At 74.2% G+C, this 13,164-nt stretch carries 14 protein-coding genes and 1 pseudogene; 11 read left to right on the forward strand and 4 right to left on the reverse strand.

All coding sequences use genetic code 11. From position 1 onward, the window contains the following. Positions 1-3: 3 nt before the first annotated feature. Positions 4-1,902 (reverse strand): CYTH and CHAD domain-containing protein, encoded by a 1,899-nt coding sequence (locus AB1207_RS17760; protein ID WP_367639735.1) that lies wholly within the window; start codon positions 1,900-1,902, stop codon positions 4-6. A 58-nt stretch (positions 1,903-1,960) separates the two neighbouring features. Here AB1207_RS17760 and AB1207_RS17765 point away from each other — a divergent pair, with 58 nt between their 5' ends. Both AB1207_RS17765 and AB1207_RS17770 read left to right on the forward strand, forming a co-directional pair. After that, positions 1,961-2,278, forward strand: a complete 318-nt coding sequence (locus AB1207_RS17765) for a hypothetical protein (RefSeq protein ID WP_367639736.1) — start codon at positions 1,961-1,963, stop codon at positions 2,276-2,278. Positions 2,279-2,391: 113 nt separating this feature from the next. Next, positions 2,392-3,773, forward strand: a pseudogene (locus AB1207_RS17770) (APC family permease). Positions 3,774-3,795: 22 nt separating this feature from the next. Here AB1207_RS17770 and AB1207_RS17775 read toward each other — a convergent pair. After that, a complete protein-coding gene (locus AB1207_RS17775; protein ID WP_367639737.1) occupies positions 3,796-4,110 on the reverse strand; it encodes a hypothetical protein in 315 nt (104 codons plus the stop codon). A 64-nt stretch (positions 4,111-4,174) separates the two neighbouring features. Here AB1207_RS17775 and AB1207_RS17780 point away from each other — a divergent pair, with 64 nt between their 5' ends. Together AB1207_RS17780 and AB1207_RS17785 are read left to right on the forward strand one after the other, a co-directional pair. Beyond that, a complete protein-coding gene (locus AB1207_RS17780) occupies positions 4,175-4,690 on the forward strand; it encodes an AAA family ATPase (RefSeq protein ID WP_367639738.1) in 516 nt (171 codons plus the stop codon). A 67-nt stretch (positions 4,691-4,757) separates the two neighbouring features. Continuing rightward, the gene (locus tag AB1207_RS17785) at positions 4,758-5,171 is read left to right on the forward strand and encodes an ASCH domain-containing protein (RefSeq protein WP_367639739.1); all 414 of its coding nucleotides are present in this window, start codon (positions 4,758-4,760) and stop codon (positions 5,169-5,171) included. Positions 5,172-5,224: 53 nt separating this feature from the next. On the opposite strand, the gene AB1207_RS17790 is transcribed toward AB1207_RS17785, so the two are convergent. Next, entirely contained in the window at positions 5,225-5,587 is a 363-nt protein-coding gene (locus AB1207_RS17790; protein WP_367639740.1) for a VOC family protein, read from the reverse strand. A 41-nt stretch (positions 5,588-5,628) separates the two neighbouring features. Further along, on the reverse strand, positions 5,629-6,276 hold the full coding sequence (locus tag AB1207_RS17795; RefSeq protein WP_367639741.1) for a hypothetical protein: 648 nt from the start codon (positions 6,274-6,276) through the stop codon (positions 5,629-5,631). A 47-nt stretch (positions 6,277-6,323) separates the two neighbouring features. Between AB1207_RS17795 and AB1207_RS17800 the strand changes: the two genes are divergently transcribed. The 7 genes from AB1207_RS17800 (at position 6,324) to AB1207_RS17830 (ending at position 13,162) form a co-directional block, all read left to right on the forward strand. After that, positions 6,324-7,427 carry a spore photoproduct lyase family protein gene (locus AB1207_RS17800; protein WP_367639742.1) on the forward strand — a complete coding sequence of 368 codons (1,104 nt, stop codon included), beginning with the start codon at positions 6,324-6,326 and terminating at the stop codon, positions 7,425-7,427. Between the two features lie 21 nt (positions 7,428-7,448). Continuing rightward, entirely contained in the window at positions 7,449-7,751 is a 303-nt protein-coding gene (locus AB1207_RS17805; RefSeq protein WP_367639743.1) for a DUF1905 domain-containing protein, read from the forward strand. Positions 7,752-7,933: 182 nt separating this feature from the next. Then, entirely contained in the window at positions 7,934-8,782 is an 849-nt protein-coding gene (locus tag AB1207_RS17810; protein ID WP_367639744.1) for an aminoglycoside phosphotransferase family protein, read from the forward strand. Then, positions 8,772-9,035, forward strand: a complete 264-nt coding sequence (locus AB1207_RS17815) for a hypothetical protein (protein ID WP_367639745.1) — start codon at positions 8,772-8,774, stop codon at positions 9,033-9,035. Before AB1207_RS17810 ends, AB1207_RS17815 begins: the two co-directional genes overlap by 11 nt. A gap of 204 nt (positions 9,036-9,239) precedes the next feature. Then, complete coding sequence (locus AB1207_RS17820) at positions 9,240-10,262, forward strand: hypothetical protein (protein ID WP_367639746.1); 1,023 nt, start codon at positions 9,240-9,242, stop codon at positions 10,260-10,262. Between the two features lie 166 nt (positions 10,263-10,428). Next, complete coding sequence (locus tag AB1207_RS17825) at positions 10,429-12,051, forward strand: methyl-accepting chemotaxis protein (protein WP_367639747.1); 1,623 nt, start codon at positions 10,429-10,431, stop codon at positions 12,049-12,051. 31 nt (positions 12,052-12,082) lie between these two features. Then, positions 12,083-13,162 carry a sugar ABC transporter substrate-binding protein gene (locus tag AB1207_RS17830; protein ID WP_367639748.1) on the forward strand — a complete coding sequence of 360 codons (1,080 nt, stop codon included), beginning with the start codon at positions 12,083-12,085 and terminating at the stop codon, positions 13,160-13,162. Positions 13,163-13,164: the final 2 nt, after the last annotated feature.

Here is a 13,164-nt window from a genome sequence, read left to right on the forward strand (position 1 = left end):
GCGTCAGCGGAGCCAGCGGTGCAGCCGCTTGGCCCGCGCGGCCGCCCACACCTCCTCGACCTCGGCCTCGGTGGCGGCCGCGTGCGCCTCCTCCTGCTCGAACAGGCGCCCGTAGGCGAAGGCGACCTCGGGCCGGGCGGTGGACGCGAGGTCCGTCAGCCGCTGCCGGGTCACGACGGAGTCCTGGTGCTCGCCGAGGACCTCCTGCAGCTCGGTCACCGCCTTGGCGAAGCGCTTGGCGTCCTTGCCGAACACCACGACGACGGCCTCGGCCGCGTAGCGGGTCTGCTTGGCGGCCTTGCGCGCCTCGTGCAGCAGCTCGTCGCGCTCGGTCCCGGCGTCGACGTGCTGGGCCCGCCGGACGAGGTCGGCCAGCGAGCCGAACGACTTCAGCACCCGCTTCGGCAGCACCGTGCGCGCCTTGCGGCGGCCCCGGTCGGACAGCTGCGGCCGTTCGACGAGGTCCTGCAGCACGTCGAGGAGCGACTGGTAGCGCTCGGAGTCCAGCTCGCGCAGGACGCGGTCGTGCGCGGTGCGGTAGTCCCCCTCGAGCTGCTCACGGACGAGCTGGGGGACGGCGCCGGTCGCGGCGGGATCGGTGGGCTGCTCCTCCGGCGCGTGGTCCAGCGAGGCGACCGACTGCACGAGGCGGTCGCGCAGGACCTCCGCGTCCCGGGCCGCGCCCAGCTCGGCGGCGAGCCAGCGCAGCTCGTCGCGGACCGGCTTCGTCGGCGTCGTCAGCAGCGATCCGTAGGTCTTCAGCGCGCTGCGCAGGCGCCGTGTGGCGACGCGCATCGCGTGCACGCTGTCCGGCTCGTCGGCCCGCACGCGCGGGTCCTGGTCGAGGATGCGCTGCACCTGCTCGGCGAGGTGGGCGACGAGGACGTCGCCGGCGCGCGAGCCCGGGCCGAGGTCGGTGCGGCGCGGGGCCGCCGGGGTCAGGACGCGGTCCGCGGGAGACACCCGCGCGGGCTCGGGCTCTGGCTCCGGCTCGGTGCTCGGTCCGGCCGGGGGCTGCGCCGCCTGCGGCGCGGGGGCGGGACGCGCGCCGGACAGGACGCGCGCCAGCTTCGAGCCGGTCCCCGCGACCTCCAGCCCGGCCGCCCGCAGCCGGGCGTCGACGGCGTCGAACAGCTCCCGGTCGCCGTCGACGAGCTCCAGCTCCACCTCGCGCCAGACCTGCGTGCCGTCGTCCGTGCCCCCGTCGCCCGTGCCCCCGTTGGTGGGGTCCTCGTCGGTCAGCTCGTCGACCGCGCTCACGGCCGCACCGACGGCGGCCCCGACCGCCGCCCCCACGGCCGCGCCGGGCGCCGCGCCGACGGCCGCCCCGCCGGCCGCGCCCACGACGGCACCACCGGCCGCGCCGGAGGCCAGTCCTCCACCCTGCGCGCCGTCCTGCCCGTCGTCTGCGTTGCCAGGGACGAGGCGGCGCGCCTGCACGCGGTCGTCCGCGAGCTCGAGCAGCCGCGTCCCGGCGGCGTCCAGCAGCGTCCGCACCGTGCGGTGGGTGGTGATCTGCGCGACCGGCACCAGCGGTTCCCCGCCCGTGACGTCCTCCACGAGCCGGCGCAGCGGGGCCGGGACCGTCTTCACGGCCCGCCCGAGCGGGACCTGGCGCTCGTTCCGCGCACCGTCGGAGCCGGGGGTCTTGAGGTGCCAGCCTGCGTCGTGACCGCCGGTGCGGCGGCGCAGCGTCGTCCTGGCCGCGCTCAGCCGGAGGTCGCGGGTGTCGAAGTAGGTCGCCTCGAGCTCGTGCTCGCCGAGGTCGCCCTCGCGGTAGCCCCGCTCCTCGGCGTCGGGGAGCTCGCGCAGCAGGGAGCTCAGAGCAGGCAGTTCGGCGTCGGCGGCGAGGTCGTACTTGACCTCGATCTCCTCGTGGACCTGTCCGGGCTGGTTGACCATGCCACGGTTGTACCGGCAGACGTGGCTCGTCGCCCGCCGTCGCCCTACCGTGCAGGACGTGGCGGAGAGCACCGGACGGCACTGGGGCGGCAGCGGCGACTACGTCGAGGGTGAGCGCGTCTTCGCGCCCCCGCACGGCAGCTTCGACCCCGACTGGGTCGCCGGCCTCGTCCTCGACCGGCTCGGCGTGGCCGCCGGACTGCCGCGGACGGCGCTGGCGGCGGCGGCGCTCGCGGACGCCGACCGGCGGGCCGCGGGCACCGGGACCGACGAACGGGCGGCCGCCCTCACCGAGGTCGACGGGGTTCCCGCCGGGACCGCGCGCGCCGTGGTCCGGGCCGTGGACGACTTCGCGGCGGCCTACTCCTTGGACTGACGCGCTGGGCTGACTCCCTGGTCCGGCACCGTGCTCGTCTGGACCGCCCGCGCGGCGGCTGCCCTGATGGACCACCCGCACGTCCCGCACCGCCGCAGTCGTGGGAGGTCAGTGTGAGCACGACCGTCGAGCACCACGCCCCGCCGGAACTCAAGCGCGTCATCGGACCCGAGCTCCTGCTCCTGTTCATCGTCGGCGACATCCTCGGCACGGGCGTCTACGCCCTCACCGGCCAGGTCGCGGGCGAGGTCGGGGGCGCCGCGTGGTTGCCGTTCCTCGTGACCTTCGCGGTCGCGACCGTCACCGCGTTCTCCTACCTCGAACTCGTGACGAAGTACCCCCAGGCGGCGGGCGCCGCGCTCTACGTGCACAAGGCGTTCGGCCTGCACTTCCTGACGTTCCTCGTCTGCTTCGTCGTCATGTGCTCGGGGATCACGTCCGCCTCCGCCGCGGCGCGGGCGTTCGCCGCGAACCTCGTCGAGGTTTCGGCCTGGCGACGGGGAACGCCGGGATCCTGCTCGTCGCGCTGGCGTTCATGCTCCTCATCGCCGCCGTGAACCTGCGCGGGGTGAGCGAGAGCATCAAGCTCAACGTCGTCCTGACGATCGTGGAACTCACGGGTCTGCTGACGGTCATCGGCCTGGGGTTCTACGCCGTCGTGGGCGGGAACGCGGACTTCTCCCACGTGGTCCTCTTCGAGACGCCCGAGGACAAGAACCTGCTGCTGGCCGTGAGCACGGCGACCTCGCTGGCGTTCTTCGCGATGGTGGGTTTCGAGGACTCGGTGAACATGGCCGAGGAGACGAAGGACCCCAGCCGGATCTTCCCCCGGACGCTGTTGACCGGGTTGAGCATCACGGCCGTCATCTACGTCCTGGTCTCGATCTGCGCCGTGGCGGTCGTCCCGGTGGGGGTCCTGCAGGAGAGCGAGACGCCCCTCGTCGAGGTCGCCCAGACCGCCGCCCCGGGGTTCCCGATGGCGGACCTGCTGCCGTTCATCTCGATGTTCGCCGTCGCGAACTCCGCCCTCATCAACATGCTCATGGCGAGCCGCCTGCTCTACGGCATGGGCCGGCAGGGGGTCCTGCCGCCGTTCCTGTCGAAGGTCTCGCGCTCCCGCCGGACGCCCTGGGCCGCGATCGCCCTGACGACGGTCATCGCCCTCGGCCTCATCGCCTACGTCTCCCTCGCGCCGGACTCCCCGGTCGTCGCGGTGCTCGGCGGCACGACGTCGTTGCTGCTGCTCACGGTGTTCTGCGTGGTCAACGTCGCGGTGCTCGTCCTGCGGCGGGACCGGGTGGCGCACGAGCACTTCTCCGCCGGCCGGGTGCTGCCCGTCGTGGGGGCTGTGGCCTGCGCGTACCTCGTGCTGCCGTGGACGTCCGGCCGCGCCGCGGAGCAGTACGAGATCGCCGGTGTCCTCGTCGGGCTCGGCGTCGTCCTGGGGCTCGTCACCCACCTGTGGCGCCGGTCGGCGTCCCGGTCGGCCGTCTGACCGGGGGAGCGGCGGTTCCCGGTCAGGCCGCGCCGCCACCGCTCCCGACGACCGGGTGCGCGAGCACCGCCGCGAGCAGGAGCAGGCCCGCAGCCGCCAGCAACCCGGCGCGCGTGGGGCGGCGGTCGGTCCCTCGCACCGTCTGCACCACGCCCGTGCCGGTCGCCAGGAACGCGACGACGGCGAGGCCCCACCCCAGGAGGAACCCGCCGGTGGCGACGGCCTCGGCCTGCGTCCTCGTCCAGACGAGGTCGGACGCCGCGAGGACGAGCGCCGCCGTCCCGGCCAGCAGGAGGGCGGCGACCGGGCCGCGAGGGAGCGCGCGCGGGCAGGGCACGCGAGAACGGTAGCGGGGCGCAACCTCCTCGCGCGCGCCCGTCGACGTCCCTACCGTCGAAGCTGTGGGAAGGGTCAACGTCCTCGTCGAGGGAGTCTCCGGCGCCGGGAAGACCTCCGTCGCCACCGAACTGGAACGCCGCGGTGAGCACGTGGTCCACGGCGACCGCGCACTCGCCCACCAGGGCGATCCCGTCACCGGCGAACCCACCACCGGCGCCCCGCGGCACACGCACCACCTGTGGCGTCACGACGCCGTCCGGGACCTCGCGGGGGACCGCACCGCGGCGCGGACGTTCTTCTGCGGTGGATCGCGGAACTGGGCGTGGTTCCTGGACCTCTTCGACCTCGTCGTCGTCCTGGAGGTCGACGAGGAGACGCTGCGATGCCGGCTCGCCGGTCGCGCCGGGACCGACGAGTTCGGGGCCACTGCGGAGGAGCGCGACCTCGTCCTGCGCGTGCACCGCACCCGGGAGGACGTTCCCCCGGGCACGCCGCTGGACGCGACGCGACCCGTCGAGGTGGTTGTCGACGACCTGTTGCGCCGGACCGCCGACCTCGGCGGCCCGGCGTCCTCGTGAGCTGCTGCCCGCCGCCACCGGGGTGCCGGGTGGGCGTTCGCCCGCGGGGACGGGGGACCATGACGACATGACGTGGCCACGGGTGGACGGACTGCGTGCACTCGGCCTGGGCGAGCCGGGTCGGATGCGGGCGGAGCTCAACGCGCTCGTGCTGGCCGGCCGGAAGCGCGCCACGGCCGGTCTGCTCGACGCCGACTACCGCGACGAGGACGAGGCCCTCGAGGTCGTCGGCGAGCGGTTGGTGCTGGTCGACGACGACGACCGGCGCCTCGCGCTCGTCGAGGTCACCGACGTCCGTGTCGTCCGGTTCGACGAGGTGACCGACGACTTCGCCCGGGCGGAGGGCGAGGGTTTCGAGGACCGGGAGGACTGGGCCCGCGCCCACCGCGCCTTCTGGCAGCGCTCGGGGACCACCGTCGACGGCGACACCGAGGTCGTGTGCCTGCGCTTCACCCTCGTGTCGACCGCCGCCGAGCCCTGACGGGGTGCTCGCAGGTCAGCGCCCACCGTGGCGTGCCCGCCGTCGTGGGTGTCTCAGCCGGTGAGGAGGTGGAACTCGTTGCCGTCGGGGTCGGCCAGTTCGACCTCCGCGTCCCCGGAGTCACCAGCGCCTGGGAGGAGGCTCGCCCCGAGCGCGAGGAGCCGTTCGACCACGTAGGACGGGGACCCGGAGGTCACCGACAACTCGAGGCGTTGTCGGTTCCTGCCGTGCTTCGGCGCCACGGGCGGTCCGCCCCACGCGATCTTCGTGCCGCCCGCCGGTGACTGGACGGCCGTCTCCTCCTGCTCGTCCCACACCAGGGGCCAGTCGAGTGCCCGCGCCCAGAAGTGCCCGACCCGGCGGGTGCCGTCGCAGGCGAGTTCGCCGAGGGACCCGCACGGACAGGACCCCTGCACGGTAGGCGCCGACGGCGACCCGAGCAGGTGGGTCCCTCGTCTCAGACGGAGCTCCGACCCGCACGCGACCCCGCGTAGGCGGGTTCCCGCAGCCGCCGCCACCGTTCCGGCACCACGAGGCCGGCCGGCGGGTTCAGGACGGGTTCGAACGTGACGTCCACGTCGACCCGTTCGTCCAGGACGAGGTCGGCGAACGGTCGCCACGGTCCGCGCGGTGCGGCGACGGCCAGCAGGAACCGCCCTCCCCGGAACCGCGCCCCCACCAGCAACGGTCCGACCGGGGCGCGGAACGCGGCGATGCTCGAGTGCACCCCGCGGTCCGCGGCGCGGCGTGGCCACGGCAGTCGTCGCCCCAGCGTGGTGGACAGGAGCAGGTCCCACGGATCGCCGCCGGGGGACCGGACACGCAGCGCGAGACCGAGCACGTCCGGCCAGGGCGACGGCAGCCCGGCACCGCGCGACAGTCGCACCAGGGCGCTGTCCCGGCCCGGGGTGTCGATCCACGGCACACCGGTGACCGGGCTCAGCCCGTGCCGCAGGACGGTCCCCGCCCAGACGTCGCCCCGGGGGTGCAGAGCCCGCGCCGACCGGGCCCGTGCGAGGGCGCGGAACCCGTGGCGGAGGAGTCGGGACGACGGGGAAGGGCGCACGTCGGAGGTGTTCCCCGGACGGCCGGTGGCACACGTCACCGTCCACTCCGGGATGCCCGACCGTCGGCACCGGGTTGCACTGGGTGATGGCCACCAGCGCCCCGACCTCGCTCCCGAACCCCACCCGCGGCCCCGTCCTGTGGGCTCCGCGGCACGTCCTCGTCACCGCCTCCGCCCAGGCCGAACCGCACGGACAGGCGATCCTCGAGCGCCTCGCCGCCGCCGGCGTCAGCGACGTCCGCCTGTTGTCCGGCGACCGGCTCCCGCCGCTGCGCGGGAAGGACGACCGCGAGACGTACGCCCGCGCGAAGCGCACGCTCGCCGTCGTCACGAGCGCCGCGTCCAAGCGCCGTCCGACCCCCATCCCGCCGAGCGCCGACTTCTCCTTCCCGCTCGCCGAGGGCTGCCCGGGCCACTGCCAGTACTGCTACCTCGCCGGTTCGCTCACGGGGCCGCCGATCACCCGCGTCTACGCCGACCTGCCGCGGATCCTGGCCGGTCTGGACGAGGTCGTCGGGACGGGTGGCGTCACGTCGGGGACCGAGGCCCGCGGTCACGAGGGCACGACGTTCGAGGCGTCCTGCTACACCGACCCGCTGGCGCTCGAGCACGTCACCGGTTCCCTCGCCGCGACGGTCGCGCACTTCGGGACGCACGACTGGGCGGGTCCCGTGCAGCTGCGCCTGACGACGAAGTACGACGACGTCGACGGACTGCTCGACCTGCCCCACCACGGCCGCACCCGCGTCCGGACGTCCGTGAACGTCGGCGGGGTCGAACGGTTCGAGGGCGGGACGGCCCGCGTTCCGGCCCGGTTGCGGGCGCTCGGCCGGCTCGCCCGCGCGGGGTACCCCGTCGGCCTGACGATCGCCCCGATCATGCCCGTCGACGACTGGCGGACCGCGTACGGCGACCTCCTCGACGCGGCCGCCGCGGAACTCCCCGCCGACGCCGACCTCACGGTCGAGTGCATCACCCACCGGTTCACGCCCAAGAGCAAGGACGTCCAGCTCGGCTGGTACCCGGCGACGAAGCTCGACCTCGACGAGTCCACGCGCAGCCGCAAGCACGGGAAGTTCGGCGCGGTGAAGTACGTCTACGACCGCGACACCATGCGCGAGCTGCGCGGGTGGTTCGAAGGGGTCCTCGCCGAGCGCCTCCCCGCGGCCCGGTACCTGTACTGGACGTGAGCTCCGGGGCAGGCTGGGACCGTGGACGAACTGCGGTTCAGCGGTGAGCTCTGGTACTGGCGCGGTCCGGCGCCGTTCCACTTCGTCACGGTCGCGCCCGAGCAGTCCGAGGACATCGCCGCGGTCGCGGGCGAGGTCAGCTACGGCTGGGGTTGCATCCCCGTCACGGCCCGGACGGGCACGACCGAGTGGACGACGTCCCTGTTCCCGCGAGAGGACGGCTACGCCCTGCCGGTGAAGAAGGCGGTCCGGGACGCCGAGGACCTCGCACTCGGCGACGTCCTCGACGTCCGCATGCGGCTGAGCCCCACCCGGCCGTCGTGACGGAGGACCGGCGCCGCATGCCAGCGCTGCACCCATCCGCCCGAGAACCCCGGGAAAGGGCTCTCTGGGCGGTTTCCGCGCCCATGGCTGCAGCGCTGGCACGCTCTCCCCTCCGCCCGCGACCCACGACGTCCGGCCCCGGAGCACGTTCTGCCGTCGTGGAGGACCCTGCGGAGGTGAGGATGGCCGGCGGACGCAACGACGGCGCCGTCCGCGCGGGGAACACCGTCCGCCGCGCCACCGGCAGCCACACCCCCGCCGTGCACGCGCTGCTGCGTCATCTGCGCGCCGTCGGTTTCACCCGGGTCCCCGAGGTGCTCGGCATCGACGAGCAGGGCCGCGAGGTGCTCACCCACCTCGACGGGGAGACGATCGGGGACCGGCGACCCTGGCCGGCGTGGGCCCACAGCGACGCCGCCCTGACCGCGACGGGGCGCTGGCTGCGCGCGTTCCACGACGCCTCACGCTCCTTCGTCCCGCCCCCGGACGCGCGCTGGTTCGGGGACCACGACGAGCTCCGTCCCGGGGAGGTCGTCGGCCACCACGACGCCGCCCCCTACAACGCCGTCTGGCGCCCGGCGCCGTCCCCCGACGACTCCGAGGCCGGTGAGCTCGTCGGGTTCATCGACTGGGACCTGGCCGGACCTGCTCTCCCGTTGCGGGACCTGGCGTTCGTGGCGCTGTCGTGGGTGCCCCTCACGGCTCGCGACACCGCCCTCGGCGACGGGTTCGCCCCCGACACCGACCGCCCCCGCCGGTTGTGCCTGCTCCTGGACGCCTACGGCTGGGAGGGCAGCACGGCAGACGTCCTCGACGCGGTGCGCGAGCGAGCCCTCCAGCACGCCGCAGGGCTGCGCACAGCTGCCGCCGACGGGTACGGCCCGGCGGTCGCCCTCGTCGCCGAGGGCGTCGCCGACGACTTCGAGCGCGCGGTCGCCGAACTCGACGAGCAGACCGCGGAACTCCTCCAGGACGAGTCCGAGCCGGACGACTCCGATCAGACCGGGCCCGGAGGATCGGGTGGAGCGTGAACGGATCGAGTGGCGCCTCGCGCTGGTGGAGGCGCAGCTCGCCGCCGCCGACCGAGCGCAGGAGGTCACCGCTGCGGTGCTCGCCGCCGAGGACCGGGAAGGAGCGTCCCGGGCGGTCGCGGAGCTGCTGGCGATCTCCCAGGAGGGCGGCCGGACCGTGCTCGACACGGCGTGGGGGCGCCTGACTCAGGAAGAACGGCGCCTGCTTGCCGAGGAGGCTGCCCGGATGCGGCGCCAGTTGGGCAGCGCTTGAGCCCGCAGCTGTGCTGCTGAGGGCTCATCCGCAGGTCACGATGGTCAGGTGTGGGAGACCTGGCGGGAGGAGATGCGGCACTGGGGACAGCCACGCTGGCGCGAGTGGTTCGACGACCGAGCCCGACGTGTGGCAGACGACGAGGGCCGGTCCCGGCAAGTCGGCGTCGCACGTCGGCGGAGGCTCGAGGAGGAACGACGGCGCTTGGGGATTGACGAGAAGGACGTCGACCGACGGCGGGAACTGTTCCGTCAGGACCGCGAACGCCACCCCGAGACCCGTGAACTGTGGAAGGAGTGGGAGCAGCGGCGGACCGTCCGCGAGCACGAGGTGCTCGCCTACCCCACGCTGACGCTGCGTCGGCACGCCGACCTTCGCCCCGACGACACGTCGCCGCCTGTGGAGCCGTTGACCGTCGGCTTCGGCGCTCTCGGGGACGCCGTGGCCCTCTGGCCGGGCAGCAACGAGGGTGGTGAGGGGGTCGTCAGTCGGCACGGCTCTGACGGTCGTTGGAACGACCGCACACCGCTGTCTTCGCGGTCCCCTCGTGGGCACGTCCAGCCGTTGCCCGACGGTGAGGTGCTGTTCGTCGACGCCAGGTGCCGCCGCGACGAGCACAACGCTGCCGTGTACGACGAGAGCGGTCGAGTCCTGCGCACCGCCCACCTCGGCGACGGCATCGAACACGTTCTCACCACCGCCGCGGGTGCGGTGTGGACCGCCTACTTCGACGAAGGCGTCTTCGCCATGAGAGGGCTCAGCACGCACGGCCTGGTCCGCTTCGGTTCCGACCTGTCGCCGCAGTGGCGGTACCCGCAAGCGCGTCAGACCGACCTGCCGGTGATCTCCGACTGCTACGCCTTGAACGTCGCTGGAGAAGCGGCGTGGACCTGTGCGTACGTGGACTTCCACCTGGTCAACGTCGACGACGCGCGGGCCGTCGACCACGGCCCTGCCCCCGTGAGCGGGGCCAGCGGGCTGCTCGTCGAGGGCGCCCGAGCCGCGCTCATCGGCGCATCCGCCGGCGGGCGCGGCGTCGTCACCCCCGTGCACCTCACCGACGACGGACTGCGTCCGGCCGGTCCACCCCGCCGGCTCGTGCTGCCCGACGGTGCACCGGTTCCGACCCTGCAGTTCGCGCGCTTCACCTGCCGGGGGCCCGAGCTGCACGTGGCCATCGGGGCCACCTGGTACCGGTTCGACCTGGACGACGTCCCAACAGGCTGAGGTGCCAGGACCGCCGTCGTCGTCTTCATGCACACCACGCCGGCACGCGGCGGGTCCGCGACCCCGCGACTGAACTGGTCAAGTCCCCACGGTGACCGTCGATGGAACGTTGTCGACCCCCGACGGGCCGACCGACGCGTCCCCCCGTCCCAGGAGCACCCACCCCATGGCGACCACGCCCCGCACGCCGAGGACCCGCTTCGCCGACCGCTCGGTGGCGACGAAGCTCGCGGCGCTCATCGCGACCTCGACGGTCATGGCCGGCGGCCTCCTCGCCGTCGGGCTCCAGGGCATCTCCGACGTCACCTCCCGCGCCGACGCCATCTACGCCGAGAACCTCGTCCCGGGCGCGGCCCTCGGCCAGGTCCGCGCGTCGACGATGCAGGCGCAGCGCGACCTCGCCAACCTGGCGCTGGCGCAGGACGACGCGGCCCGCCAGGACCTGCAGCAGCGCATCGCGGCCGACGACAAGGCCGTCGCCGACCACCTCGACACCTTCCGCACGGCCGCGACGACACCGGCCCAGCGCACGCAGGTCGCCACCTTCGACACCTGGTGGACCGCCTACCGCGGCACCCGCGACAACTTCCTCGTCCCCCTCGCCACGTCCGGCGACGCCGACGACCGCGCCAAGTTCCAGACGCTCTACCTCGGCAACGTCGCGCTCCTGGCCGGCAAGGCCGAGGCCGCCCTTGACCAGCTCGACACGCTCTCCCAGACGTCGGCGCAGGGGTCGGTGGCCGCCGCCCACCACAGCGACGGCCGCGCCCGGCTCGTCCTGGTGCTCGTCACGGCCGGTGGGGTCCTGCTCTCCGTCCTGCTCGCCGCGTGGATCACGCGCCTCGTCGTCCGCCCCCTGCGCCGCGTCGTCGACGTCCTGGGCAAGGTCGCCGACGGCGACCTCACCGCGAGCGTCGACATCGACCAGCGCGACGAGGTCGGCCGCATGGCCGTCGCGCTCGGCGCGGCGACGGAGAGCATGCGCCGCACCGTGTCCGGTCTCGACGACGACGCCTCGGCGCTCGCCGTCGCGACCGAGCAGCTCCAGGCTGGCAGCCGTCGCATCGCCGAGGGCGCCCAGGACGTCTCCGACCGCGCCGCCACGGTGGCGCAGGCCGCCGGCGAGGTCAGCGCCAACGTCGGGGGCGCGGCCGCCGGGGCGGAGGAGATGGGGTCCTCGATCCGCGAGATCTCCTCCAACGCGGCCCGCGCGGCCGAGGTCGCGGGCAACGCCGTCCAGGTCGCGGCGGCGACGGGCGACACGATGGCCCAACTCGGCCGCTCGTCCGCCGAGATCGGCGACGTCGTCAAGACGATCACCTCGATCGCCGAGCAGACGAACCTGCTCGCCCTCAACGCGACCATCGAGGCCGCGCGCGCCGGCGACGCGGGCAAGGGCTTCGCGGTCGTGGCGGGAGAGGTCAAGGAACTGAGTTCCCAGACGGCCCGCGCGACCGAGGACATCGCCCGCCGCATCGACGCCATCCAGCGCGACGTGCAGGACGCCGTCGCCTCGATCGGCAGCATCGGCACGGTCGTCGCCGAGATCAGCGACTACCAGGGCACCATCGCGGCGGCCGTCGAGGAGCAGGCCGCCACGACGCAGGAGATGGGGCGCAGCGTCGCCGACGTCGCGACGGGTGCCGGCCAGATCGCCGCGACGATCGACACGGTCGCCGCCGCCGCCCGCTCCACCGGTCTCGGTGCCGCCGAGTCCGACCGCGCCGTGAGCGACCTGGTGGAGATGACCGCGCGCATGCGGTCCACCGTCGCCGGCTTCCGCTACTGACCCGCCCGCTGACCCGCAGGAGAACAGACTCGTGAAGCGCTCCCACCGCGCCCTGTCCACCGCGGCCCTCGGCCTGGCCCTCACCGCCGGGCTCGCCGGCTGCGGGGACGGCACGACCGGCACGACCGCCGCCGCCCCGGCCGAGGCCCCGCACATCGCCTTCCTCGTGCCGTCGACGTCGCTGCGCTCGCTGACCTACGACGTCCCGAACTTCACCGTCGCCCTGCACGAACGCTGCCCGACCTGCGTCGTCGACGTGCAGACGGCCGCGGACCAGGCCACCCAGAACAGCCAGGGCCGGCAGGCCGTGACGGCCGGGGCCAAGGCGGTCGTCCTCGTCGCGATCGACGGCGCGCAGGCGGGCGACCTCGTGAACGCCGCGAAGTCCGCCGACGTCCCCGTCGTCGCCTACGACCGGCTCGTGAAGGACGTCCCGCTCGACTACTACGTGTCGTTCGACGGTGGGGCCGTCGGCAAGCTCGGCGCGCAGGCCATCCTCGACGCGGCGGGCCCGGACACCTCCGGGGGCGCCGTCGTCATGCTCGAGGGCGACCCGGCCGACAACAACGCCGGCCTGTTCGCGGCGGGCGCGCACTCCGTCCTGGACGGCAAGGTCGCGATCGCCGACGAGCGCTACGTCGCGGGCTGGAGCTCGAGCCAGGCCGAGGTCGAGATGACCGAGGCGCTGAAGTCCCTCGGCGGCCGCAAGCTCCTCGGCGTCTACACCGCCTACGACGGCCTGGCCGCCGGTGCGCTGCAGGCGCTGGACAAGGCCGGGTACTCCGGCGTGCCGATCACCGGGCAGGACGCCGAGACCGCTGCCCTGCAGCGCATCCTGGCCGGGACGCAGACGATGACGGTGTTCAAGGACCTCCCGGCGCAGGCCCGCGCGACGGCCACGGTCGTCGCCGACGTCCTGGACGGCAAGACGCCGCAGACCACGGGCACGACGGACAACGGCAGCGGCGCGGTGCCGACCGTGCTGCTGCAGCCGGAGGCCGTGGGCAAGCCGGAGATCACGAGCAAGGTGCTCGCCACCGGCTACACGACGGCCGACGCGCTGTGCGCGGGTGCGGCGAGCACGCTCTGCGCCCAGCAGGGCATCGGCTGACA

It is taken from the genome of Kineococcus endophyticus, assembly GCF_040796495.1.
Taxonomy (GTDB): domain Bacteria; phylum Actinomycetota; class Actinomycetes; order Actinomycetales; family Kineococcaceae; genus Kineococcus; species Kineococcus endophyticus.